The sequence below is a fragment of the Streptomyces sp. MA5143a genome, from assembly GCF_900290235.1.
In the GTDB taxonomy this organism is placed as follows: Bacteria; Actinomycetota; Actinomycetes; order Streptomycetales; family Streptomycetaceae; genus Streptomyces.
In genome coordinates this window covers 54,354-78,380 of the sequence record NZ_OLMK01000046.1, presented here as the reverse complement: position 1 = coordinate 78,380, position 24,027 = coordinate 54,354, and the positions used below count along the sequence as shown (strand labels likewise).

General features: G+C 71.0%; 20 protein-coding genes and 1 pseudogene. 14 read left to right on the top strand and 7 right to left on the bottom strand.

All coding sequences use genetic code 11. From position 1 onward, the window contains the following. Positions 1–113: 113 nt before the first annotated feature. The 3 genes from SMA5143A_RS21495 to SMA5143A_RS21485 all read left to right on the top strand — a co-directional run bounded on the left by SMA5143A_RS21495 (position 114) and on the right by SMA5143A_RS21485 (position 3,801). The gene (locus SMA5143A_RS21495) at positions 114–1,550 is read left to right on the top strand and encodes a gamma-aminobutyraldehyde dehydrogenase (protein ID WP_107464580.1); all 1,437 of its coding nucleotides are present in this window, start codon (positions 114–116) and stop codon (positions 1,548–1,550) included. Between the two features lie 52 nt (positions 1,551–1,602). Further along, complete coding sequence (locus SMA5143A_RS21490; protein ID WP_107464530.1) at positions 1,603–2,796, top strand: ABC transporter substrate-binding protein; 1,194 nt, start codon at positions 1,603–1,605, stop codon at positions 2,794–2,796. 216 nt (positions 2,797–3,012) lie between these two features. Beyond that, complete coding sequence (locus SMA5143A_RS21485; protein WP_107464529.1) at positions 3,013–3,801, top strand: SGNH/GDSL hydrolase family protein; 789 nt, start codon at positions 3,013–3,015, stop codon at positions 3,799–3,801. An 89-nt stretch (positions 3,802–3,890) separates the two neighbouring features. Here SMA5143A_RS21485 and SMA5143A_RS21480 read toward each other — a convergent pair whose 3' ends face one another. Next, a complete protein-coding gene (locus SMA5143A_RS21480; RefSeq protein WP_107464528.1) occupies positions 3,891–4,466 on the bottom strand; it encodes a PadR family transcriptional regulator in 576 nt (191 codons plus the stop codon). 140 nt (positions 4,467–4,606) lie between these two features. On the opposite strand from SMA5143A_RS21480, the gene SMA5143A_RS21475 reads away from it, so the two are divergent. Beyond that, positions 4,607–4,999, top strand: coding sequence for a nuclear transport factor 2 family protein (locus SMA5143A_RS21475; RefSeq protein ID WP_107464527.1), 393 nt, complete (start codon positions 4,607–4,609; stop codon positions 4,997–4,999). A gap of 81 nt (positions 5,000–5,080) precedes the next feature. On the opposite strand, the gene SMA5143A_RS21470 is transcribed toward SMA5143A_RS21475, so the two are convergent. Next, positions 5,081–5,740: a YceI family protein gene (locus tag SMA5143A_RS21470; RefSeq protein ID WP_107464526.1), complete on the bottom strand. Its 660-nt coding sequence runs from the start codon at positions 5,738–5,740 to the stop codon at positions 5,081–5,083. Between the two features lie 307 nt (positions 5,741–6,047). Here SMA5143A_RS21470 and SMA5143A_RS21465 point away from each other — a divergent pair, with 307 nt between their 5' ends. Beyond that, positions 6,048–6,572, top strand: a complete 525-nt coding sequence (locus SMA5143A_RS21465; RefSeq protein WP_107464525.1) for a hypothetical protein — start codon at positions 6,048–6,050, stop codon at positions 6,570–6,572. Between the two features lie 106 nt (positions 6,573–6,678). Here SMA5143A_RS21465 and SMA5143A_RS21460 read toward each other — a convergent pair whose 3' ends face one another. Both SMA5143A_RS21460 and SMA5143A_RS21455 read right to left on the bottom strand, forming a co-directional pair. After that, complete coding sequence (locus SMA5143A_RS21460; RefSeq protein WP_107464579.1) at positions 6,679–7,365, bottom strand: glycerophosphodiester phosphodiesterase; 687 nt, start codon at positions 7,363–7,365, stop codon at positions 6,679–6,681. Between the two features lie 43 nt (positions 7,366–7,408). Beyond that, positions 7,409–8,476, bottom strand: a complete 1,068-nt coding sequence (locus tag SMA5143A_RS21455) for an adenosine deaminase (protein ID WP_107464524.1) — start codon at positions 8,474–8,476, stop codon at positions 7,409–7,411. A 1,269-nt stretch (positions 8,477–9,745) separates the two neighbouring features. Between SMA5143A_RS21455 and SMA5143A_RS21450 the strand changes: the two genes are divergently transcribed. Further along, positions 9,746–10,258, top strand: coding sequence for a DUF4190 domain-containing protein (locus SMA5143A_RS21450; RefSeq protein WP_107464523.1), 513 nt, complete (start codon positions 9,746–9,748; stop codon positions 10,256–10,258). 92 nt (positions 10,259–10,350) lie between these two features. Here the strand turns inward: SMA5143A_RS21450 and SMA5143A_RS21445 are convergent, their stop codons facing one another. Beyond that, entirely contained in the window at positions 10,351–10,914 is a 564-nt protein-coding gene (locus SMA5143A_RS21445; protein WP_181361958.1) for an NADAR family protein, read from the bottom strand. A gap of 211 nt (positions 10,915–11,125) precedes the next feature. Between SMA5143A_RS21445 and SMA5143A_RS21440 the strand changes: the two genes are divergently transcribed. The 7 genes and pseudogenes from SMA5143A_RS21440 (at position 11,126) to SMA5143A_RS21410 (ending at position 19,006) form a co-directional block, all read left to right on the top strand. Beyond that, a complete protein-coding gene (locus SMA5143A_RS21440; RefSeq protein ID WP_107464521.1) occupies positions 11,126–12,661 on the top strand; it encodes a gamma-aminobutyraldehyde dehydrogenase in 1,536 nt (511 codons plus the stop codon). 83 nt (positions 12,662–12,744) lie between these two features. Next, the gene (locus SMA5143A_RS21435) at positions 12,745–13,989 is read left to right on the top strand and encodes a polyamine ABC transporter substrate-binding protein (RefSeq protein WP_107464520.1); all 1,245 of its coding nucleotides are present in this window, start codon (positions 12,745–12,747) and stop codon (positions 13,987–13,989) included. Positions 13,990–13,997: 8 nt separating this feature from the next. Then, the gene (locus SMA5143A_RS21430) at positions 13,998–15,149 is read left to right on the top strand and encodes an ABC transporter ATP-binding protein (RefSeq protein WP_107464519.1); all 1,152 of its coding nucleotides are present in this window, start codon (positions 13,998–14,000) and stop codon (positions 15,147–15,149) included. Continuing rightward, a pseudogene (locus tag SMA5143A_RS21425) lies at positions 15,149–16,080 on the top strand (ABC transporter permease). Before SMA5143A_RS21430 ends, SMA5143A_RS21425 begins: the two are co-directional and overlap by 1 nt. Then, positions 16,081–16,881 (top strand): ABC transporter permease, encoded by an 801-nt coding sequence (locus SMA5143A_RS21420; RefSeq protein ID WP_055523717.1) that lies wholly within the window; start codon positions 16,081–16,083, stop codon positions 16,879–16,881. A 44-nt stretch (positions 16,882–16,925) separates the two neighbouring features. Next, positions 16,926–18,344 carry an NAD(P)/FAD-dependent oxidoreductase gene (locus SMA5143A_RS21415; protein ID WP_107464518.1) on the top strand — a complete coding sequence of 473 codons (1,419 nt, stop codon included), beginning with the start codon at positions 16,926–16,928 and terminating at the stop codon, positions 18,342–18,344. Positions 18,345–18,553: 209 nt separating this feature from the next. Beyond that, positions 18,554–19,006, top strand: a complete 453-nt coding sequence (locus SMA5143A_RS21410; RefSeq protein WP_107464517.1) for a hypothetical protein — start codon at positions 18,554–18,556, stop codon at positions 19,004–19,006. 148 nt (positions 19,007–19,154) lie between these two features. On the opposite strand, the gene SMA5143A_RS21405 is transcribed toward SMA5143A_RS21410, so the two are convergent. Next, complete coding sequence (locus SMA5143A_RS21405) at positions 19,155–20,015, bottom strand: phosphatase PAP2 family protein (RefSeq protein ID WP_258193662.1); 861 nt, start codon at positions 20,013–20,015, stop codon at positions 19,155–19,157. 273 nt (positions 20,016–20,288) lie between these two features. After that, the gene (gabT, locus tag SMA5143A_RS21400) at positions 20,289–21,623 is read right to left on the bottom strand and encodes a 4-aminobutyrate--2-oxoglutarate transaminase (RefSeq protein WP_107464515.1); all 1,335 of its coding nucleotides are present in this window, start codon (positions 21,621–21,623) and stop codon (positions 20,289–20,291) included. A 271-nt stretch (positions 21,624–21,894) separates the two neighbouring features. Here gabT and SMA5143A_RS21395 point away from each other — a divergent pair, with 271 nt between their 5' ends. Further along, on the top strand, positions 21,895–24,015 hold the full coding sequence (locus tag SMA5143A_RS21395; protein WP_107464514.1) for an ATP-binding protein: 2,121 nt from the start codon (positions 21,895–21,897) through the stop codon (positions 24,013–24,015). Positions 24,016–24,027: the final 12 nt, after the last annotated feature.

Sequence of the window (24,027 nt, the reverse complement as noted above, 5' to 3'; positions counted from 1 at the left end):
GATTTCGCAGCGAGTCTGGTGTCAGGGGTGTTGAAAACGTCGGTCGGCGGATTAGGGTGGTGTCTCAAAGGATGGACACCCCCATCTGGAACCCACATCTGGAGGGCACGGCAGTGAGCACCGAGCTGCGTCGTCTGCGTAACTACATCGACGGGGAGTTCCGCGACGCGGTCGACGGACGGACCACCGAGGTGGTCAACCCCGCGACCGGCGAGGCCTACGCGACCGCGCCCCTGTCCGGCGAGGCCGACGTCGACGCGGCCATGGCGGCCGCCGCGGCCGCGTTCCCCGGCTGGCGGGACACCACCCCGGCCGAGCGCCAGAAGGCCCTGCTGAAGATCGCGGACGCGTTCGAGGAGCGGGCCGAGGAGCTCATCGCGGCCGAGGTGGAGAACACCGGCAAGCCCATCGGACTGACCCGGTCCGAGGAGATCCCGCCGATGGTCGACCAGATCCGCTTCTTCGCGGGTGCGGCCCGGATGCTGGAGGGCCGCTCGGCCGGCGAGTACATGGAGGGCATGACCTCGATCGTCCGCCGTGAGCCGGTCGGCGTCTGCGCCCAGGTCGCTCCCTGGAACTACCCGATGATGATGGCCGTGTGGAAGTTCGCCCCGGCGATCGCTGCGGGCAACACGGTCGTCCTGAAGCCGTCGGACACCACGCCAGCGTCGACGGTCCTGATGGCCGAGATCATGGGGGCGATCCTCCCGAAGGGCGTCTTCAACGTCATCACCGGCGACCGTGACACGGGCCGCCTGATGGTCGAGCACTCGGTGCCCGCGATGGCATCCATCACGGGTTCGGTGCGGGCGGGCATGCAGGTCGCCGAGTCCGCGTCCAAGGACCTCAAGCGGGTCCACCTGGAGCTGGGCGGCAAGGCGCCGGTCGTCGTCTTCGAGGACACCGACATCGCCAAGGCCGTCGAGGACATCTCCGTGGCGGGCTTCTTCAACGCCGGGCAGGACTGTACGGCGGCCACCCGGGTGCTGGTGCAGGAGTCGATCCACGACGAGTTCGTGACGGCGCTGGCCAAGGCCGCCGCCGACACGAAGACCGGGCAGCCGGACGACGAGGACGTGCTGTTCGGTCCGCTGAACAACCCCAACCAGCTCAAGCAGGTCTCCGGGTTCATCGAGCGGCTGCCCGCGCACGCGCGCGTGGAGGCCGGCGGCAAGCAGGTCGGCGACAAGGGCTACTTCTTCGCGCCGACCGTCGTCTCCGGGCTGAAGCAGGGCGACGAGATCATCCAGAAGGAGGTCTTCGGGCCGGTCATCACGGTGCAGTCGTTCAGCGACGAGGCCCAGGCCGTCGAGTGGGCGAACGGCGTGGAGTACGCCCTCGCCTCGTCGGTGTGGACCAAGGACCACGGCCGGGCGATGCGGATGTCGAAGGCGCTGGACTTCGGATGCGTGTGGATCAACACGCACATCCCGCTGGTCGCGGAGATGCCGCACGGCGGATTCAAGAAGTCCGGGTACGGCAAGGACCTCTCGGGCTACGGGTTCGACGACTACACGCGGATCAAGCACGTGATGACGTCCTTGGACTGACGGGCTGTCGGCCTCGTTGCACGGGGTGGAGGCCGGGCGGCATGCTGCGGTGATGTTCGTACCGCGGGGCAACGTCCGTCCTCCATCCCGTCGTTCCGTTCTGCGCGCCCTCGGTTCCGGTGCGCTGGCCGGCGGGCTCGCCGGGTGCGGGGTGCCTGCCGCGTATGTCGCGCCCGGTGACCGGGCCGGACAGGACCGGTCCACCCGGGAGAAGCGGGTGAGCTGGGCGAACTGGCCGTTGTACATCGACACGGATGACGCGGACGCGTCACGGCGGCCGACCCTGGAGGCCTTCGAGAGGCGCACCGGGATCACGGTCGACTACGTCGAGGAGATCAACGACAACGACGAGTTCTTCGGCAAGGTCGGCCCGGCGCTGATGAACCACCAGGACACCGGGCGCGATCTGATCGTGCTCAGCGACTGGATGTGCGCCCGGTTCGTACGGCTGGGCTGGGTGCAGGAGATGGACCGGGCGGCCCAGCCGAACGTCACCGCACACCTCGATCCGCAACTGCGGTCGCCCGCCTTCGATCCGGGACGCGCGTTCACCGTGCCCTGGCAGTCCGGGATCACCGGCATCGCCTACAACCGGCGGAAGGTGGGCCGCGAGCTGCGCCGCCTGTCCGACCTGTGGGCCGACGACCTGAAAGGGCGCGTCACCCTGCTCTCCGGGCTGGACGAGGCGTTCGCGCTGCTGATGCAGGGTAACGGCGTGGATGTCTCGCGCTGGACCGCCGACGACTTCCACCGGATCTGCGACCAGGTGGAGGCCCGCGTCCGCGCGGGCCACATCCGCCGGTTCACCGGCAACGACTACATCAAGGACCTGGCGTCCGGGGACGTCCTCGCCTGTCAGGCCTACTCCGGCGATGTGATCCAGCTCCAGGCCGACGACCCGGACATCGCGTTCGTCGTCCCCGAGGAGGGCGCCGAGCTGTGGTCCGAGTCCCTGATGATCCCCGACCTGGCCCGGCACAAGACCAACGCGGAACGCCTCGTCGACCACTACTACGACCCCGAGGTCGCCGCGGAACTGGCCGCCTGGGTCAACTACGTCTGCCCCGTCCCCGCCGCCCGCGACGTCCTCGCCTCCGCCTCGGACAAGGAGACCGCCGCGCTCGCCGAGGACCCCCTGATCTTCCCCGACGACACCATGCGGTCCCGCCTCGCGATCGCCCGCGACATCACCCCGAGGGAGCGGCCCGGGTTCGCCAGGCGGTGGAACGGGATCGTGGGCTTGTGAGGGTTGGTGCTGCGGGAGCCCGTGCTGCGGGAGCCCGTGCTGCGGTGGCGGTGGCGGTGGCGGTGGCGGTGGTGGCGGTGGTGGCGCGGGGGTCGGTGTTGTGAGGGCTTCGAGCGCGACGCTATCTTCATAGTCAACAATGCACCTAGGTATGTAGTTGCCTAGGGGGATCGGTTCGCCCATCGCGGGCGGTGTTGGCGAGGAGGCGGTCGGCCCGTGTCGAACGGTGCGTATCTGCGGTACGTCGCCCTGGGTGACAGTCAGACCGAGGGGCTCGGGGACGGTGACGACGTGCACGGGTTCCGGGGCTGGGCGGACCGGCTGGCCGAGCGGGTCGCCCGGAACAGTCCCGGCCTGCTGTACGCGAACCTCGCCGTGCGCGGCCGCAAGGCGGGCGAGGTGCGGGCCGAACAGCTCGCCCCGGCGCTCGCGATGCGGCCCGACCTGGCCACGGTGGTGGCCGGCGTCAACGACGTGCTCCGCCCGAGCTGCGACCTGGACGAGGTGGCCGGTCACGTAGAGGCGATGTTCGCCGCGCTCACCGCGCAGGGAGCCACGGTCGCGACGCTCATGTTCCCCGACGTCGGCCGTATCTCGCCGATGGCCCGCCCGCTCGCCCCTCGCGTCCTCGGGCTCAACGCGCGCATCCGCGAGGCCGCCGCACGGCACGGCGTGGTGGTGGCGGAGACGGCCGCGCACCCGGTGGCCACCGACCCGAGGCTGTGGAGCGCCGACCGGCTGCACGCGGGGCCCCTCGGCCACGAACGCATCGCGGACGCCGCCGCGTACGCGCTCGGCCTGCCCGGCACCGACGACCGCTGGACGCTGCCGCTGCCGGCCGAGGGGGCGGCGGCCGCGGGGCTGCGGGCCGTGGGCGCCGAGCTGCGCTGGGCCGGCGCCTTCCTCGGCCCCTGGCTGCTCCGCCGGCTGCGCGGACAGTCCTCCGGTGACGGCCGCCGACCCAAGCGCCCCGAACTGCTCCCGGTACTCGCGGCCACGCCCTGACCACGCACGTGGCCGAGTAGAGGGGTCGGTCTCCGGCGCGGACCGGGGCTGCGGGGTCGGTCCTCGGTGTGCCTCGGGCGGATCGGTGGTCAGCCCTCGCGGTGGAGCCCGGCCGCGCGCTGGTCGAGGCGGCGGAGCGCCATATCGCCCCACTGGAGGTTCTCCCGCTCGAAGGACATGCCGCGCAGCAGGGTGAGGTAGGGGCCGACGCGCTCGGCCTCGGCGAAGTACGCCTCCTCCGAGCGCCCGTCGAGCAGGCGCAGGCGGAGTCGCTCGTAGCGGGCCAGCTTGACCGTGGCCCACTCCATGCGCTCGGCGACGGCCTTGCGCACGGCGTCGATGTCGCCGGCGTCCACGCACTGCACCTTGACCATCAACTCGTCCCGGATCGCGGACGGTTTGCCGAGTGGCTCCACGGTGTAGGCGTGCACGGCCGCGCGCCCGGCCTCCGTCAGCGAGAACAGCCTCTTGTTGGGGCGGCGCTGCTGCTGGATGACACGGGCCGCGACCAGCCCTTCGGTCTCCATGCGCTCCAGCTCCCGGTAGAGCTGCTGGGGGGTCGACATCCAGAAGTTGGCCACGGACGCGTCGAACGCCTTCGCGAGGTCGTACCCGGACGCCTCGCCCTCCAACAGCGCGGCCATCACCGCGTTCCGCAACGCCATGAGCCCACGCTAGCAGCGGGTGTGACTAGTCACAGAGGTGACCCATAGCCGCCTCCCCGCGTGTGGACAAGGGAGATGTCGCCCTCTAGCCTGCCTTTGTCATAGTCAATTTGTTCAGTATCAGCTCGTGAGGTGGGCTCGTGCATCCCTTCCGCAAGGCCGTCGAGAGCGGCGACATGGACGCCGTCGCCGCCCTGCTGGCCGACGACGTCGTCTTCACCAGCCCCGTCGCCTTCAAGCCGTACCCGGGCAAGGCCATCACCGCCGCGATCCTGCGGGCCGTCTCGCGCGTCTTCGAGGACTTCACCTACGTCCGTGAGATCGCCAACCCGGACGGCCGTGACCACGCCCTGGTGTTCACCGCCACCGTCGCGGGCAAGCAGTTGCAGGGCTGCGACTTCCTGCACTTCGACGAGCACGGCGTGATCGACGAGTTCACGGTGATGGTGCGGCCGCTCTCGGCGGCCCAGGCGCTCTCCGAGGCCATGGGCGCCCAGTTCGAGCGGATCGCGCAGGAGGCCGCCGAGGGATGAGGCGTCATCGCCGCCGAGCCGCCCGGGGTGCGTGACCCCGGGCGGCTCCGTCGTGTGTGTCAGGTGCGCCTCGTGGGCTCGTCAGGCCCCGGGGAACTGGCGGATCGCGGCGAGGTCGAACTGCAGCCGGACCTTCTCGCTGACCATGGCTCCGCCCTCGGCGAGCCGCTGGTTGTAGGTCAGGCCCCACTCGGAACGGTTGATCGTGGTCGTGCCGTCGAAGCCGACCCGCTCGTAGCCGAACGGGTCCACGACATGGCCGATATAGGTGAGTTCCAGGTCGACGGGACGGGTGACGTTCTTGATCGTGAGGTCGCCGGTCATGCGGTAGACATCGTTGCCGACGAGGTGCACCGCCGTACTGGCGAAGCGCATGCGGGGATAGGTCGCGGCATCCAGGAAGTCCCGGCCCACCAGATGGGCGTCGCGTTGTTCCACGCCCGTGTCGACCGACGCGGTGGACAGAAGGATCTCGGCCTGCGAGCGGGACGGGTCACGGCCGTCGAAATAGAGCCGGCTCTCGTACTGCGTGAAAGCTCCGCGCACGGTCGTCACCAGGGCATGGCGGACGGAGAAACCGACACGGCTGTGCGCCCGGTCGATGATCCATTCTCCGGTCAGCCCCGCCAGGGCGGGATCCAGCGTTTCGGTGGCGGCGAACGCCGGGGAATCGTGGGGGAGTTGTCGGTCAGTGGGGGGAGCCGGGCGGCGCAGGGACGCAGCACGGTTGAACAGGTTCATGATTCACGTAACTACGGCAGTCGGGAAAGGGCCGCAAGCCTTCTTCAAGAGCCGCGCACACGGTCGCCACGAATTGTCCGTCGCGTTCTCCTGCTATTCGCCGTAATTCGTCGAACGGCGGGCGGGTCGCGAAAAGCGGGAAGAATCGCCCTATTGCGTCCGGAAGCACGGGGCGAGCCGCGCGGGGTCCGGCGGCGAGTGAGGGGGCGGGCGAGGGGGGCGGTTGGAGGGGGGGCGGTTGGAGGGGGGGCGGTTGGAGGGGGGGGGTGCTTTTGAACGTGTTCAAGTCCGGGCGTACGCTCCTGTCATGAGCGATAGAGCCGCCCTGGTGAAGGGCATCCGTGCGTGGCTGGTCTTCTTCGTCGTCTGCCTGGTGCTGAGCGGGGCCACGGCCTTCCCGCTCGTCCACGAGCTGCGCTGGACCGAGGAGTCGCTGCGGTCGCTGTCCGTCGGGGATCACCTGCCGGGGCTCATGGAGTGGATCGAGCGGGTGCGCGCCGGGCTGGACCAGGCCGACGCGGAGTACCCGTTCCTGCTGTACGGCACCGACTGGCTGGCCTTCGCGCACCTCGTGATCGCGGTCGCCTTCTACGGGCCGTACCGCGACCCGGTGCGCAACATCTGGGTCGTCGAGGTCGGGATGATCGCCTGTGCGGGGATCATCCCGCTGGCCCTGATCTGCGGGCCCGTCCGCGGTATCCCCTTCTGGTGGTCGCTGATCGACATGTCGTTCGGGGTGTTCGGCGTGATCCCGCTGTATGTCGTGTGGAAGCGGATCAAGCGGCTGGAGGCGCTGCCGCCGGTCGCGACGCCGATGACGGCCACGGCCTGAGGGCCCCGGTCGCGGCACGGTGCGTGGACGGGCGGCAGTGGCGCTCCACCATCGCGGCCGCACAGGCGGGCGACCGGGTGAGGGCGGCGTGACCCGGGCGGGGTCGTCAGTGGCCGTTCCGCAGCGCGCACAGCGTGTCGACGCGGTTCGTGGTGATCGAGTCGACCCCGAGGTCCATCAGCCGCCGCATGGAGCGACGGGTGTCCGGCGTCCACACGGACAGCAGGTGGCCGTCGCGGTGGACACGGTCCGCGAGGGCCCGGCTCACCAACCCGAAGCGGTAGTTGAGCCAGCGGGGGCGTACGGCGGCGAGGAGGGCCGGGCGGGGCGGGGCGAGGGTCTTCCAGGTGAGGGCGATCTCGGCGCCGGGGGCGACGGCCCGCAGCGCCAGCATGGTGTCGGCCCCGGCGCTGTAGTACACCCGCTCCCACGCCCCGCACTCCTGGACGACGCCCACGACCTGCCCTATCGCCCGGCGGTCGGCCGCACCCGGCAGATCGATCATGACCCGGCTGTCCCCGGTGACGGCCAGCGCCTCGGCCAGCGTCGGCACACCGTCCGCCGTGAGCCCCCGCACCTCGGCGGCGGACAGCGCCGCGAGCGGCCGGTCCAGCTCCCACAGCCGCTTCAGCGTGGAGTCGTGGAGCAGGACCGGCACGCCGTCGCGGGTCGTCCGTACGTCGAACTCGACGGCGTCCGCGCCCAGCGCGAGCCCGGCCCGCAGCGAGTCCAGGGTGTTCTCGCGGTGGCGGTAGGGGGCGCCGCGATGGGCCACGGCGGTCACGGTGCGCAGGGGGTTCATGGTGCTTCCGGTGCGGGTCGTCTTCCGGTGCGGGTCAGCAGGCGAGCCAGGCCGAGGTGTAGGTGTCGATCTCGGCGGCCAGCCGGGCCTTGCCGGGCTCGTCGAGGAAGGCCGCCTCCACCGCGTTCTTCGCGAGCGCGGCCAGCCCCCGCTCGTCGAGGTCGAGGAGCCGGGCGGCGACCGCGTACTCGGTGTTGAGGTCGGTGCCGAACATCGGCGGGTCGTCGGAGTTGACGGTCACCAGGACCCCGGCCGCCACGAACTCCTTGATCGGGTGCTCGTCGAGGGTGCGGACCGCGCGCGTCGCTATGTTCGACGTGGGGCAGACCTCCAGGGCGATCCGGTGCTCGGCGAGGTGGGCGAGCAGCTTGGGGTCCTGGGCGGAACTCGTGCCGTGTCCGATGCGCTCCGCGCGCAGTTCGTTGATCGCGTCCCAGACCGTCTCCGGCCCGGTGGTCTCGCCGGCGTGCGGAACGGAGTGCAGTCCGGCCGCGACGGCCCGGTCGAAGTACGGCTTGAACTGCGGCCGTGGCACGCCGACCTCGGGCCCGCCGAGCCCGAACGACACCAGGCCCTCCGGGCGCAGCCGGTCGTCGGTGGCGAGCCGGACGGTCTCCTCGGCCGACACGAGTCCCGCCTCGCCGGGGATGTCGAAGCACCAGCGCAGTACGGTTCCGAACTCGGCCTCGGCCGCCTTGCGGGCGTCCTCGATCGCCTCCATGAACGCCCGCTCGTCGATGCCGCGACGGGTCGAGGAGTACGGCGTGATGGTCAGCTCGGCATACCGCACCTGCTGCCGGGCCAGGTCCCTGGCCACCTCGAACGTCAGCAGCCGGACGTCCTCCGGGGTGCGGATCAGGTCCACGACGGACAGGTACACCTGGATGAAGTGCGCGAAGTCCGTGAACGTGAAGTAGTCCGCGAGCGCCTCGGGGTCGGTCGGCACCTTGGAGTCGGGGTGACGGGCGGCGAGTTCGGAGACGATCCGGGGGGAGGCGGAGCCGACGTGGTGCACGTGCAGTTCGGCCTTGGGCAGGCCGGCGATGAAGGCGTGCAGGTCGCGGGCGCCGGTGCCGCCGGGCGCGGTGCGGTGGTCGGTCAAGGTTCCTCCCGGGAACGGCGTCCGGCCCGGACCGGTGGTCTTCGTCGGGGGACGCGGGTGATCGGCTGATCGATGACTCGGGGATCATCGTAGGCGGCGAGATCCGTGCCGGGGGCCTCGGGCTTTAGCATGACCGAACGTACGGCTGATTGTGCGCCGTCGTCCGCTGTTGTCCGGTCGTTCGGTACGGCGCACGGGATCAGCGGTACGACGGGATCAACGAGACGCAACGCCACGACGCGGAACGGAACAGAGGGGGACCCGCGCATGTCGTCCGACGAGGCCACGACCCCGGCGACACCGGCAGACCCGCCGACACTGCGGGGGGCTGGGGTGGCGCCGGCGGAGGAGGCGATATCCGGCGAGGGCGCCGCCGGGACCGAGGGGTCCGGGGCAGCGGTCGAGGTGGCCGGGACGGCGCCCGAGGGGGCTGCCGCCGGGGAGGTCGCCGCGCCCACGTCGGAGTGGGCGGAGGGATCGGAGGGAGAGGCCGCGCCCGTGGACCTGCCGCCCCTCCCCGAGGACCGAGCGCCGTCGGCGCCCACCCGGCAGGTCATGCTCGACAAACCTGCGCATGCGGACGTGGCGGACGCTGCCCGACTGTCGCTAGACAAGCCTGCCAGTGCCGACGTGGCGGATGCCGCTCGGCTGTCGCTAGACAAGCCTGCGCATGCGGACGTGGCGGACGCTGCCCGGCTGCCGCTAGACAAGCCTGCCAGTGTCGACGTGGCGGATGCCGCTCGGCTGTCGCTCGACAAGTCGGCCGCCGCCGGTGTGAAGGATCCCGCGCCGGTGCCCGAGGCGCCCCGTCCCTGGGTCGGCCCCGGTGGGCCGGCCCCCGCCGCGCATGAGCCCGTGACCCCTCCCGGGTGGACCCCGCCATCCGCCACCGCGGCCGGGGCCCCCGCCCCCTTCGCGCCACCGGGGAACACGACGGCCTTCCCGGCGCCCGCGCCGCACCCGGCCAATCCCTTCGCCCCGCCCTCGGCCGGGTCGCCCTCCCCGGCGCCGCACGCCGCCAATCCCTTCGCCCCGCCCGCAGGGCCTCCGCACCCCGTCGCGCAGGGCCCCGCCCCGAGCAACCCGTTCGCCCCGCCCTCCGACGGGACGACGACCTACCCGACGCCCGCGCCCTACGCCGCGTACCCCCCACCCGCGCCCGCCGCTGCCTACCCTCCGCCGACGTCGACACCCGGACCCGGCGCCCCCTTCGCTCCCCAGGACCCGGCTGCCCACGGCTACCCACCCCCACCCCACCTGCCCGGCGCGATGAGCGGCGCCCCCGTGCCGCCGCCGCCGATCAGCCCCGACGGGCCGGGGCAGTTCCCGTACGGCTATGCGCCGTACCCGGGTGGCGGTCCCGGCCCGGCCGGGCAGACGCCCACCTCCGGTTACGGCTGGCCGCTCATGCCGCCCCCGCCGAGCAACGGGACGGGCATCGCCTCGATGGTGCTCGGGATCTGCGCGGCCACAGTCTTCTGCATGTGGCCGCTGGCGATCCTGTTGGGCGTGATGGCGGTGATCTTCGGCGTCATCGGCCGCGCCAAGGCGAGCCGGGGCGAGGCGACCAACCCCGGGCACGCGCTGGCCGGGATCATCTGCGGCATCGCCGGCTTCCTCATGGGCATCGGCTTCTTCGTCCTGATCGTCGTCGCACCGGACGGCACGGACGAGTCGGACACCGACGTCTTCGACGACGGCTATGACACCTCCCTGTCCCTGGTCCTACCGGCCGAGAACACCCCGCCGCCGTTCGCCCACCTCGCCAAGCCGAGCCGGTAGCCCTTCCCCGGCCCACCCCTACAGGCCTGCCGCGGTGGCCGTCAGGGCCGCGGCCCCCTGCGGGCCTGCGGCCACCCGGCCCCGGCCCCCGGCTACCCCTCCCCCCGCAGCAGCCGCTCCCGCGCCTCCATCAGGGCGAAGCCCAGCAGGTTGGGGCCGCGCCACTGCGCCGGGTCCATCGCGCGTTCGTCGTCCGCCGCGAGGCCGATGCCCCAGACGCGGTCCAGGGGGCTGGCCTCGACGAGGACGCGGCCCGTCGTGCCCAGCAGCCAGGCCCGCAGGTCGTCGTGCGCGGCGAACTTGTGGACGCTGCCCTCGACGACGATGCCGAAGCGCTCCCGCTCCCACAGGGCCTCGTCGAAGCCGCGTACGAGGCGCCCCACCTTCTTCGCCATCGCCGGGCTCGTCGCCGCGACGGCCTTGCGCTCCGCCTCCACGTCGCCGAACAGCCGAGCCTTGGACGCCATCATCCAGTGCTCCGCCGTCGCGTACTCCACGCCGTCCACCGTGAACGGCGACGGCCACCACTGACTCAGACAGCTCGGCCCCACCCGGCCGTCGGGTCGCGGACGGTGCCCCCAGAAATGCAGGTACTTGACCCTCGCCCCCGCCCGGACCTCGCTGACCAGCGCGTCCCAAGAATCGATCTTCAGCATGCCGACGAGTGTGGCACCCGCCACTGACACTCCGTCCTCGATTTTCGCCTGCGACTGGACACCTGGTCGACAGATTCCGTCGCGTAACCAAAAGGCAACAACGGAATCACTTGTTGATGCCCCATCCCTCTGCCAGGATCGGCACTCAAATCGAGCTGGAGCTACGCCACCCGTCCCCAGGACACAGGGGGACAAGGCGGAGGAGAGCGACATGCAGAACCCGGGCACCGCCACCCCGGACCGATTCCCCGCGCAGGAACGCTTCGCGGCCGGTGCGCAGTACATCGCCGGCCGCCTCACGAAGGGCACATCGGGTCACACGCACGCGGTCGTCGACCCCGCCACCGGCGACGAAATCCTCACCTATGAGCTGGCCGGCACCGACGACGTGGACGCGGCCGTCGCCGCGGCCCGCCGCGCCTTCCCCGGCTGGGCCGCGACCACGCCCGGCGAGCGGTCCGACGCACTGCACCGGTTCGCCGCCGTGCTCGCCGACCGGGCCGAGGAGTTCGCCCGCGCCGAGTCGCTCCAGTGCGGGAAGCCGCTGAAGCTCACCCGTGAGTTCGACGTCCCCGGCACCATCGACAACACCGCCTTCTTCGCGGGCGCGGCCCGGCACCTCCAGGGCCAGTCGGCCGGCGAGTACTCCGGGGACCACACCTCGTACGTACGGCGTGAGCCCATCGGGGTCGTCGGCTCCATCGCCCCCTGGAACTACCCTCTCCAGATGGCCGCCTGGAAGATCCTCCCGGCGGTCGCCGCGGGCAACACGATCGTCCTCAAGCCCGCCGAGCTGACCCCGCTCACCTCGCTGCTGTTCGCGCAGGCCGCCACGGACGCCGGAATCCCCGACGGCGTGATCAACATCGTCACCGGCACCGGCAGGGTGGCCGGCGAGCACCTCGTCGGGCACCCCGATGTGGCCATGACGTCCTTCACCGGCTCCACCGCCGTCGGCAAGCGGGTCGCCGAGATCGCCACCGCCACCGTCAAACGGCTCCACCTGGAACTCGGAGGCAAGGCCCCCTTCGTCGTCTTCGACGACGCGGACCTGGACGCGGCCGTGCACGGCGCCGTCGCCGGCGCCCTCATCAACACCGGGCAGGACTGCACGGCGGCCACGCGCGCGTACATCCAGCGTCCCCTCTACGAGGCGTTCGTCGAGCGCACGGCCGCCCTCATGGAGACCGTCCGGCTGGGCGACCCCTTCGCGCACGGCACCGACCTCGGCCCGCTGATCTCGCAGGTCCAGCGCGACCGGGTCGCCGGCTTCGTCGACCGGGCCCGCGGGTACGCACGCGTGGTCGCCGGCGGAGAAGCACCGCAGGGCGAGCTCGCGAAGGGCGCGTACTATCGTCCGACCCTCGTCGCCGACGCCGCCCAGGACAGCGAGATCGTCCAGTCGGAGATCTTCGGCCCCGTCCTCGTCGTGCTGCCCTTCGACAGTGACGACGAGGGCATCAGCCTGGCCAACGACACCCCGTACGGGCTCGCCGCCTCCGCGTGGACGCGCGACGTGTACCGGGCGGGCCGTGCGACACGGGAGATCAAGGCCGGGTGCGTGTGGGTCAACGACCACATTCCGATCATCAGTGAGATGCCGCACGGCGGCTACCGGGCGTCCGGCTTCGGCAAGGACATGTCGGCGTACTCGTTCGAGGAGTACACGCAGATCAAGCACGTCATGTTCGACAATACGGCGGTGGCAAGGAAGGACTGGCACCGCACGATCTTCGGGGACCGCTAGTCAGACCGTGGACCGCCCGCCCGACCTCCGGCCGGTCCTCGCCACCCTCCCGAAAGGGCACCTCCCGAAAGGGCATCACGCGCATGGAGCAGTACGAGCCCGACCGCCTGTCCCCGGCCCAGGTGGCCGCCATGCGGCGCAGTCTCAGGAACGGCAGGGCCGCGCTGACCCGCCGTTCGCTGCTGCGCGCCGGAACGGGCGGCGCGCTCGCCGTCGGCGCGCTCGGCACGCTGAGCGCCTGCGGCATCCCCGCGGCGAAGAACACCGCGGGCGTCTCGTCCGAGGACCACTCGGCCAAGGAGAAGGAGATCGCCTTCTCCAACTGGACCGAGTACATGGACGTCGACGACAGCGGCAAGCACCACCCGAGCCTCGACGCGTTCACGAAGCGCACCGGCATCAAGGTCAAGTACACCGAGGACATCAACGACAACGTCGAGTTCTTCGGCAAGATCAAGCCGCAGCTCGCCGCAGGTCAGGCCACCGGCCGCGACCTCATCTGCGTCACCGACTGGCTGGCCGCCCGGCTGATCCGCTTCGGGTGGGTCCAGAAACTGGACCCGTCCAACCTGCCGCACGCCTTCATGAACCTCTCCCAGCAGTTCCGCAGCCCGGACTGGGACCCGGGGCGGGCCTACTCCTACCCCTGGCAGGGCATCTCGACCGTCATCGCCTACAACAAGAAGGCCCTCGACGGCGAGGAGGTCACGTCGGTCTCCGACATGCTCGACAACCCGAAGCTGAAGGGCCGCATCGGCTTCCTCTCCGAGATGCGCGACAGCATCGGGATGACCCTGCTGGACATGGGCAAGGACCCGGCGAAGTTCTCCGACGACGACTACGACGCGGCGATCGCCCGCCTCCAGAAGGCCGTCGACCAGGGCCAGATCCGCCGCTTCACCGGCAACGACTACACCTCCGACCTGAGCAAGGGCGACCTCGCGGCCTGTATCGCGTGGGCCGGTGACGTCGTCCAGCTCAAGGCGGACACCCCGGACGTCGACTTCGTCATCCCCGACAGCGGCTACATGACCTCGACGGACAACCTGCTGATCCCGAACAAGGCCCGCCACAAGACCAACGCCGAACGGCTCATCGACTACTACTACGAGCCGAAGCCGGCCGCCGAACTCGCCGCGTACATCAACTACGTGTGCCCCGTCGACGGCGTGAAGGCGGAGCTGGCCAAGATCGACGAGGACGCGGCGAACAATCCGCTGATCATCCCCGACGCCGCCATGGCGGCCAAGTCCCACGCCTTCCGCTCCCTCTCCCAGAAGGAAGAGACGGCGTACGAAGAGAAGTTCGCGAAGCTGACGGGGGCGTGACGAGGACCATGAAGACCACACAGAACAGCAGCGGTGACGTCCGCCTCACCGGCATCGGCAAGACCTACGGCTCCTTCACCGCCGTGCACCCGCTCGACCTGACCGTGCCGGAAGGTTCCTTCTTCGCCCTCCTCGGCGCCTCCGGCTGCGGCAAGACCACCACGCTGCGGATGATCGCCGGCCTGGAGGAACCGTCCCAGGGCACCGTGTCGCTCGGCGACCAGGACGTGACGCACCTTCCGCCGTACAAGCGTCCGGTCAACACCGTCTTCCAGTCGTACGCCCTCTTCCCCCACCTCGACATCTTCGAGAACGTCGCCTTCGGCCTGCGCCGGCGCGGACTCAAGAGCGTGAAGAAGCAGGTCGACGAGATGCTGGACCTGGTGCAGCTCGGCGAGCAGGCGCGCAAGAAGCCGCACCAGCTCTCGGGTGGCCAGCAGCAGCGCGTCGCCGTCGCCCGCGCCCTGATCAACCACCCCAAGGTACTGCTCCTCGACGAGCCGCTCGGCGCCCTCGACCTCAAGCTGCGCCGCCAGATGCAGCTGGAGCTGAAGCGCATCCAGACCGAGGTCGGGATCACGTTCATCCATGTCACGCACGACCAGGAGGAGGCCATGACCATGGCCGACACGGTCGCCGTGATGAACGGCGGCAGGGTCGAGCAGCTCGGCTCACCGGCCGACCTCTACGAGAACCCGAAGACGACCTTCGTCGCCAACTTCCTCGGCACCTCCAACCTCATCGAGGCCGAGGTCGACTCCAGGAGCGGCGAGGAGATCGTGCTGAAGGCGGGTGACGGCAAGCTCGTCCTGCCCGAGGCGCGATGTGCGGCGCCCGCCACCACCGGCGGCAAGGTCATCGTCGGCATTCGCCCCGAGAAGATCACGCTGACGCACGCGGACGACGCGGGCGAGATCCCGGTCGGCCGCAACCGCATCACCGGGAAGATCGCCGCGACCAGCTTCATCGGGGTCTCCACGCAGTACGTCATCGACAGCTCGGTCTGCCCCGAGTTCGAGGTGTACGTGCAGAACATCGACCGCGACGCCCGCCTGGTCCCCGGCGCCGACGTCGTCCTGCACTGGAGCCCGGCCCACACCTTCGGACTGGACGCCGCCCAGGACATCGACGCCGGTGTCGAAGAGGGGGCGGCCCTGTGATGTCGACCCTCACCGAAGCCGAGGCGCCACCACCCCTCGCGCCCGTCCCGACGGCGAAGCCGCCCCGCAGAAGGGGTCGCTGGACGCCGTACCTGCTCCTCGCGCCCGGTCTGATCTGGCTGCTCGTGTTCTTCGCGATGCCGATGGTCTATCAGGCTCCACGTCCGTGCAGACGGGCTCCCTGGAGGACGGCTACCGGGTCACCTGGCACTTCGCGACCTACTGGGACGCGCTCGGCGAGTACTACCCGCAGTTCCTGCGCTCGGTGCTCTACGCCGGCACGGCGACGTTCCTGTGCCTGCTGCTGGGCTACCCGTTGGCGTATCTGATCGCGTTCCGCGCGGGACGGTGGCGCAATCTGATCCTGATCCTGGTGATCGCGCCGTTCTTCACCAGCTTCCTGATCCGCACCCTCGCCTGGAAGACGATCCTCGCGGACGGCGGCCCGGTGGTCGGCGCCCTCAACTCGCTGCACGTCCTCGACGTCACCAGCTGGCTCGGCCTCACAGCGGGCGACCGTGTGCTGGCCACGCCGCTCGCGGTGGTCTGCGGCCTCACCTACAACTTCCTGCCGTTCATGATCCTGCCGCTCTACACCTCGCTGGAGCGCATCGACGGGCGGCTGCACGAGGCGGCGGGCGACCTCTACGCGACCCCGTTGACCACCTTCCGCAAGGTCACCTTCCCGCTGTCCATGCCCGGTGTCGTCTCGGGCACCCTGCTGACGTTCATCCCCGCCAGCGGTGACTACGTGAACGCCGAACTCCTCGGTTCCACGAACACCCAGATGATCGGCAACGTCATCCAGAGCCAGTTCCTGAGGATTCTCGACTATCCGACGGCGGCGGCCCTCTCGTTCATCCTCATGGCCGCGATCCTCATCATGGTCACGGTATACATTCGCAGGTCCGGGACGGAGGATCTGGTTTAAATGGCCTTCCTGAACTGGCTCAAGCGGCATCTCGTCGTCATCGCGGGACTGCTCACCCTCGGATATCTCCTCCTGCCCAATGTCGTGGTCACGGTCTTCTCCTTCAACCAGCCGAAGGGCCGCTTCAACTACGAGTGGCAGGAATTCTCCACGGCCGCCTGGACCGACCCGTGCGGCGTCGCCGACCTGTGCGGCTCGCTCTCGCTCAGCCTCCAGCTCGCCGCCTGGGCGACCCTCGGCGCCACCGTCCTCGGCACCCTGATCGCCTTCGCGCTCGTCCGCTACCGGTTCCGCGCGCGAGGCGCCGTCAACTCGCTGATCTTCCTGCCGATGGCGATGCCCGAGGTCGTGATGGCCGCCTCGCTGCTCACCCTGTTCCTCAATCTGGGTGCTCAGCTCGGTTTCTGGACGATCCTCATCGCCCACATCATGTTCTGCCTCAGCTTCGTCGTCGTCGCCGTCAAGGCGCGCGTGATGTCGATGGACCCGCGGCTGGAGGAGGCCGCGCGGGACCTGTACGCCGGCCCCGTCCAGACCTTCCTGCGCGTCACCCTGCCGATCGCCGCCCCCGGTATCGCGGCGGGCGCGCTCCTCGCCTTCGCGCTCTCCTTCGACGATTTCATCATCACCAATTTCAACGCGGGCTCCACCGTCACCTTCCCCATGTTCGTCTGGGGTTCGGCACAGCGCGGAACGCCCGTCCAGATCAATGTCATCGGTACGGCCATGTTCCTGATCGCCGTACTGTTCGTGGTGGCCGGAATGGTCGTCACCAACCGCAGAAAGCGGCAGAAGGCATAACGCCGATCACGTCGCCCGTCGAATCTCCGTAGGGAGTTGAAATCATGGCCCCGAGCGCCATGAACCGGTGGACAAAGTCTCTTTCCGACGCACAGCCGGTCCCGTACTGGCTCGAAGACCCCGGCAAGCCCCACCCCGAGCCCGCCCTCACCGGCGCCGAGACCTGCGACCTGCTGGTCGTCGGCGGCGGCTACAGCGGACTGTGGACCGCGCTCGTCGCCAAGGAGCGCGACCCCGGACGGGATGTCGTCCTGCTGGAAGGCCGTGAGGTGGGCTGGGCCGCCTCCGGACGCAACGGCGGCTTCTGCGCCGCCTCCCTCACCCACGGTCTGGCCAACGGTCTCAGCCGCTGGCCGGACGAGATCCACAAGCTGGAGGAGCTGGGCGCCCGCAATCTCGACGAGATCGAGGCGGCGGTCGCCCGGCACGACCTCGACTGCGACTTCGAACGCACCGGTGAGATCGATGTCGCCACCGAGACCTACCAGGCCTGGGAACTGCGCGACTGGTACGACGAGATCAGCCGCAGGGGCCTCGCCGACGGCATCGAGTTCCTCGACGCGGACGCCGTCCGCGAGCAGGTCGCCTCACCGACCTTCGAGGCCGGGCTCCACGACCGCCGGGGCGTCGCGATGGTGCACCCCGCCAAGCTCGCCTGGGGCCTCAAGCGCGCCTGCCTGAGGCTCGGCGTCCGCGTCCACGAGCACACCCCCGCGCTGGACCTGAAGGCGTACGGCGCCGGCATGGCGGTCCGCACCCCGTACGGCCAGGTCCGCGCCCGTCAGGTCGCCCTCGGCACCAACATCTTCCCCAGCCTGGTCAAGCGGGTCCGCGCGTACACCGTCCCGGTGTACGACTACGCCCTCATGACCGAGCCGCTCACCGCCGACCAGCTGGCGTCGATCGGCTGGAAGAACAGACAGGGGCTCGGGGACTCCGCCAACCAGTTCCACTACTTCCGGCTCTCCGCCGACAACCGCGTCCTGTGGGGCGGCTACGACGCCATCTACCCGTACGGGGGCCGGGTGCGCGCCGAGTACGACGACCGGCCCGAGACGTACGCCAAGCTCGCCGACCACTTCTTCACCTGCTTCCCGCAGCTGGAGGGCGTCCGCTTCACCCATGCCTGGGGCGGCGCCATCGACACCTGCTCCCGCTTCTCCGCGTTCTTCGGCACCGCCCACCAGGGCAAGGTCGCCTACGCGGCCGGGTACACCGGGCTGGGCGTGGGCGCCACCCGGTTCGGCGCGGAGGTCATGCTCGACCTGCTCGCGGGGGAGCGCACGGAACGCACCGAGCTGGAGATGGTCCGCAAGAAGCCCCTGCCGTTCCCGCCGGAACCGTTCGCCTGGACCGGTATCGCCCTCACCAAGTGGTCCCTCGCCCGAGCCGACTCCCACGGCGGTCGGCGCAATCTCTGGCTGAAAGCCATGGACCGCCTGGGGCTGGGCTTCGACAGCTGACACTGCGCAGGATGGAGGGGGCGCACCGAAGCGCTCGCGAGCCATGGGCGTACGCCTTGCTGGACAGGCGTACGCCCAGCTCGAATGCCGTCCTCGGATTCACCACCAAGACATGGGGGGAACCCGCGTAATGCCCGGCCCGTACCGCTGTCTGTGCTCCTGACGCGACTCCGCGTCCGAAGGAGCTCTACAGAGAGGGAGGTCCCGTCATGACTGGGGCCAAGACGGCGGTCGAGTGGCTGGCGGCGGTGGCGCCGGATCCGGACGCCTGCCGCTGGGAGTGGGAGCGCAACCCCCTGGGAGTCACCCTGCTCCCGGCGGGCCGGGCCTGGGACGTGCTGATCCTGCCGGGGGAGCTCGGCTACCCCACGCTGGACGTCCTGACCCGCATCATCGACCAACCCGGGCCCGTGCTCGTCGACTTCGGCGACGACCGCATGGGCTTCTTCGTGCCCCCGGGCACGGCCTCCCGCTGGCTCGGCACGGGGGTGCGCAGCGCGGGCCGCGGCACCTGGATCGTGGTGCCCTACCCCGGCCGGCAGTCCGGTGGCGTGCGCTGGTTGGTCCCCCCGGACGGCACCGGCACCCTCACCGACCCGGCCCTGCTGGAACTGGCGATGCACGAGGCGGCTGCGGGCCTCGCCCAGGACCAGGACGGTTAGCACGAAGGCCCGTCCCGGACGACGTCCCGGCCGTCGACCGCTACCCGACCCACCCGTTCCACCGGCGCTCGGCCGACCTCTGGCGGGAGATCGCCGACTGGGTCGTCGTCGACGTGGAGGCCTGACGCGCGGGTCGGCCGGGGCTCCCCTACCGGACCTCCCGGTCTGTCCCGTCGGTGGTGCGGGAGCGGGGGCGGGACCAGCGGCCCAGCGCGGTGAGGAGCATCGCGCACACGCACCAGCTCGCCACCACGTCGAGCGGCCAGTGGTAGCCCTGACGCACCAGGCCGGCACCGACGCCGAGGTTGACGACGACGGCGCAGCAGACGGCCGCGCCGCGCGCCGGGGCGCCGCGCAGCCAGGGCAGGAGCAGCAGAGCGGCGGCGCCGTACGCGACGGTGGCGGTCGCGGTGTGGCCGGAAGGGTAGAAACCCGTGCCCGGGCCCATGATGGCGGGGCCGGGGCGGGCGACCAGCTCCTTCAGCGGGACCACCCAGAGCGGTACGGCCGCCATGAGCGCGGCGGCGCCGGCGGCGGGCCGCCACCAGTGGTCCGTACCGGTGGCACGCGCGCGCCACGCGACGTACACGAGGACGAGTGCGAGCACCGGCACGGCGACGGTGACGTTGCCGAGGTCGGCGAGGAACCGCGCGGCGGCACCGCGCCGTACGAGGGAGTCGCTGAGGCGTTCGTCCACGCGGGTCAGCGGGCCGTCCGCGACGACCTGCCAGGTGATCAGCGAGAAGAAAAGGCCCGGAAGACCGAGAAGGAGGAGACCGCGGACGAGTCCGCGGGGTCCGGCGCGACGGCCGGAGGAAATGGTCGGCCGCCCTCGAACAGGGGGGGTGGTTCGAGAGCGGCCGTCCGGATCGGTGTGCCGCGCGCCCCGGGGGGTTTGGGGCGAGCGGCCATCCGATCGGTGAGGAGATCCGGAGCCGGAAGCTCCGGGTGTGTGCGCGAGGGCACGACCAGGGCGAAGCTGGGGAGGCCCCGACCAGGTGTCGCCCACAGTCCCCTGTGGGCGGGGTGTATCTCTCATCTGCCCAAGAACCTACGACAGGCCGTGCGGCGGCGACAGGCGAAAACGCGACCCGACATGCACTTTGCACACCTTCTTCACGCCCTCCGACGCTCGTGCACAGGCACCGGAATCCGGGGCCGCGTTCCGGTTACGGGAAGCGTGGGACGTCGGAGGCGGATGGGGGATTCCGTATGCGCGCCCCGTGCGGGCGGGGGCCGGCAGGGGGCGCGCAGGGCACTCGCGAGGAACTGGCCGGAGGGTTCAGACGCGGGTGAACGCCTGCTCGATGATGTCGAGGCCCTCGTTCAGGAGGTCCTCGCCGATGACCAGCGGGGGCAGGAAGCGCAGGACGTTGCCGTAGGTGCCACAGGTCAGGACCAGCAGGCCCTCCTGGTGGCAGGCCTTCGCCAGCGCGGCGGTCGCCTCCGGGTTCGGCTCCTTCGTCGTACGGTCCTTGACCAGCTCGATGGCGATCATGGCGCCGCGGCCCCGGACGTCGCCGATGACGTCGAACTTCTCGGCCATGGCGGTGAGGCGGGACTTCATGATCGCCTCGATGTGCTTGGCCCGGGTGTTGAGGTCGAGCTCCTTCATCGTCTCGATGGAGCCGAGGGCGCCCGCGCAGGCGACCGGGTTGCCGCCGTAGGTGCCGCCCAGGCCGCCCGCGTGGGCGGCGTCCATGATCTCGGCGCGGCCGGTCACCGCGGCGAGCGGGAGACCGCCGGCGATGCCCTTGGCGGTGGTGATCAGGTCGGGGACGATGCCCTCGTCCTCGCACGCGAACCACTGACCGGTGCGGCAGAAGCCCGACTGGATCTCGTCGGCGACGAAGACGATGCCGTTGTCGGAGGCGAACTTGCTGATGGCCGGGAGGAAGCCCTTGGCGGGCTCGATGAAGCCGCCCTCACCGAGGACCGGCTCGATGATGATCGCGGCGACGTTCTCCGCGCCGACCTGCTTGGAGATCTGGTCGATGGCCTGGGCGGCGGCCTCCGGGCCCGCGTTCTCCGGGCCGGTCGGCCAGCGGTAGCCGTAGGCGACGGGCACGCGGTACACCTCGGGGGCGAACGGGCCGAAGCCGTGCTTGTACGGCATGTTCTTGGCGGTGAGCGCCATCGTCAGGTTGGTGCGGCCGTGGTAGCCGTGGTCGAACACGACGACGGCCTGCCGCCTGGTGTACGCACGCGCGATCTTCACGGCGTTCTCGACGGCCTCGGCGCCCGAGTTGAACAGGGCGGACTTCTTGGCGTGGTCGCCCGGGGTCAGCTCGGCGAGGGCCTCGGCGACCGCCACGTAGCCCTCGTACGGGGTGACCATGAAACAGGTGTGCGTGAAGTCCTGGAGCTGGGCGGAGGCCCGGCGGACCACGGCCTCGGCGGAGGCGCCGACGCTGGTCACGGCGATGCCGGAGCCGAAGTCGATCAGCCGGTTGCCGTCCACGTCCTCGATGATCCCGCCGCCCGCACGCGCGGTGAACACCGGCAGCACGGAGCCCACACCCGCCGCCACCGCGGCGGTGCGACGGGCCTGCAGCTCCTGCGACTTCGGTCCGGGAATGGCGGTGACTACGCGGCGCTCCTGCGGAAGTGCGCTCATGTGGGGCTCCTGGGGGCGTTACGGACGCTTGTCTTCTTTTCTCGCAGGCTAGGACCGAGGACGAGAGGTGGGCATGCTCCATGTGGGCGTTGTTGCGGAGTCCGCTTGTCCGTGGTGGACATGGCGCGTTGTCGGAGGTGAACCGGGCCGCTTCGGTCACGGACCGGCAGCTTCCGGGCGCACCCGGCCGCGTAAGCGGTGAACTCCCTTTCCGGGAGCGTTAGATTGACTCGCTGATGGTGGACGGAACGGCTGGTCAGGGGGCAAGGCGATGAACAGCGACGGGACGCGGGACGCACGGGGCACGCACGCGAATCCTGTGCCGCGTCCGGCGGGGTCGCCGGAGATGCCCGCGGTGCCTCCCATGCCCGCGGGCGTGCCCGGAGCGCCGCCGAGGCCCGACGGGAACACCTTCCTGACCTGGCTGCGGACCCCCCGGCCGGACGCGGCGCCCGGCGTCTGGCGGCTCGGCCACCGGCCGCGGCCCGAGGAGGAGCCCGAGATCGTCCCCGGCCGCCAGCTGCTCGGCGGCGCGGTCATCGCCTTCCTCGTCGGCTGGCTCATCTGGTCCCTGCTGTGGAACGGCTACCTCGGCGGCTGGTGGTTGGTACCGCTCTACGCGATGATCCCGGACTCCTGGGCCCCCGCCCACTCGTACTCCGCGGTCGTCCTCAGCTATGTCTGGTACGTCGTCGTCGCCCTGGCGATCATGATCGGCGTCGGGCGGCTCGGCCGCTGGGGCGAGGTCTGGCGCCGGTACGGCGCCCCGCGCTTCACACAGCCCCGGGAACGGCAGGTCCTCCCGCCGCCCGAGCGGGACCCCGCCGAATGGCCGCAGCTCAGGGAGGCCGGTGCGACCGATGTCGCCGATCGGCTCGGGGCCGAGGCGCGGGCCGGGCTCATGCGGGATGTGGATCACGCGCGGATCATGCGGGCGTGGCAGGGGGTGCGCAGCGGGCGGCACAGCATGGCGACGTTCAGCGGCGCGGTGCTGAAGGACGGCGCGGCGGCCTGTCTGCATCCGTCGGGCGAGCGGGACCTCCCGGGCCGGCTCGCGCAGCACGACATGGTGACCGGGCAGGTCCGGCTCGGCACGACCGCCGACGACCCCCGCAACCCGTACGCCTACCGCGGCACCGGCCTCGCCCTCGGTCCGGAACTGCTCGGTACGTCCCTGCTGGCCGTCGGGCCCGCCGGGTCGGGGAAGACCGGCGGCATCGTATGGCCCGTCGCCGAGTCGCTGTGCCTGCACGCGCTGGCCGGCCGGGCCGCCGTGGTGGTCGTGGGCGCGGCGGGCGCGGGCCTCGGCCCGGCCGACGCCTACGACGTCGTCGTCCGCATCGGCAACCCGGAGTCCGAGTACGACCTCGACCTCTACGGCGGCACCACCGACCCCGACGAGGCGGCCGCCGTCCTCGCCGAGGCGCTCGTCGGCGACCTGGCCGACCCGCACCCCGGCGCCGACAGCCGGCGTTCGACCACGGTCCTCGCGCAGTTGCTCGGCCCGTTCCGGGCGGTGCACGGGCGGTTCCCGTCGGTGCCGCAGCTTCGGCAGCTGCTCGACGGCGCCCCCGGCCCGCTGGGCGAGCTGCGCAAGGCGCTCCAGGACGCCGGGCAGGAGTCGCTGCTGCGGGAGCTGGACGCGCGGGAGCGGCAGCTCGGGCACCCCGGTGACGTCGGCTCCGTCCTCGCCGACCGGGTCGCCCTGCTGGACCGGCCCGCCTTCGCCGGGTTCTTCGACACCTCGGGCCAGTCCCGGCCCTTCTCCCTCCAGGCGCTCGACCACCCCGTACGGGTCCGGATCGACCTCCCCCAGCGCGGCCACGCCGACGCCTCACGCATCCTGGCCCGGCTGGTGCTCGCGCAGTTCACCGCGAGCGTGTCGGTACGGGAGGACCGCTCGCTGTTCGCCTGCCTGGTGCTGGACGACGCGACGGGCGTCATCACCCCCGAGGCCGTCCGCGGCATCCAGCGGCTGCGGTCCGCCAACGCGGGCACGGTCCTCACCCTGCGCACCCTCGACGACGTGCCCCGGCCGTTGCGCGGGCCGCTGCTCGGCGCGACCGGCTGCCGTATGGCGCTGTCCGGGATCACCCCGTGGGACGGCCAGGACTTCGCCGAGGTCTGGGGCAAGGAGTGGACCGAGGCGCGGGACGTCACCGACCGGCAGATCATCGCGGACTCCCCGGCGGGCAAGGCGTGGCACGCGCTGCGCCGGGTGATCACCGGGTCCGCGCCGACCGCCCGCGCGGTCACCGTGCGCCAGGTCGAGCGGGAGCGCTGGTCCGCGTCCGAGCTGGCGCACGCCGTGCCGCCCGGCCACGCGGTGCTGTCCCTGACGGATGTCCACGGCGAACACGCGCCGCCGCTGCTGGTGAACCTGCGGGGCTGAGGGAAGGGGCTG

Coding starts and splice junctions, on each gene's coding strand:
- SMA5143A_RS21490 (WP_107464530.1), top strand. CDS start 1,603: ATGTTCGTACCGCGGGGCAACGTCCGTCCTCCATCCCGTCGTTCCGTT.
- SMA5143A_RS21480 (WP_107464528.1), bottom strand. CDS start 4,466: ATGGCGTTGCGGAACGCGGTGATGGCCGCGCTGTTGGAGGGCGAGGCG.
- SMA5143A_RS21470 (WP_107464526.1), bottom strand. CDS start 5,740: ATGAACCTGTTCAACCGTGCTGCGTCCCTGCGCCGCCCGGCTCCCCCC.
- SMA5143A_RS21465 (WP_107464525.1), top strand. CDS start 6,048: ATGAGCGATAGAGCCGCCCTGGTGAAGGGCATCCGTGCGTGGCTGGTC.
- SMA5143A_RS21450 (WP_107464523.1), top strand. CDS start 9,746: ATGAGCGGCGCCCCCGTGCCGCCGCCGCCGATCAGCCCCGACGGGCCG.
- SMA5143A_RS21445 (WP_181361958.1), bottom strand. CDS start 10,914: ATGCTGAAGATCGATTCTTGGGACGCGCTGGTCAGCGAGGTCCGGGCG.
- SMA5143A_RS21440 (WP_107464521.1), top strand. CDS start 11,126: ATGCAGAACCCGGGCACCGCCACCCCGGACCGATTCCCCGCGCAGGAA.
- SMA5143A_RS21435 (WP_107464520.1), top strand. CDS start 12,745: ATGGAGCAGTACGAGCCCGACCGCCTGTCCCCGGCCCAGGTGGCCGCC.
- SMA5143A_RS21430 (WP_107464519.1), top strand. CDS start 13,998: ATGAAGACCACACAGAACAGCAGCGGTGACGTCCGCCTCACCGGCATC.
- SMA5143A_RS21420 (WP_055523717.1), top strand. CDS start 16,081: ATGGCCTTCCTGAACTGGCTCAAGCGGCATCTCGTCGTCATCGCGGGA.
- SMA5143A_RS21415 (WP_107464518.1), top strand. CDS start 16,926: ATGGCCCCGAGCGCCATGAACCGGTGGACAAAGTCTCTTTCCGACGCA.
- SMA5143A_RS21410 (WP_107464517.1), top strand. CDS start 18,554: ATGACTGGGGCCAAGACGGCGGTCGAGTGGCTGGCGGCGGTGGCGCCG.
- gabT (WP_107464515.1), bottom strand. CDS start 21,623: ATGAGCGCACTTCCGCAGGAGCGCCGCGTAGTCACCGCCATTCCCGGA.
- SMA5143A_RS21395 (WP_107464514.1), top strand. CDS start 21,895: ATGAACAGCGACGGGACGCGGGACGCACGGGGCACGCACGCGAATCCT.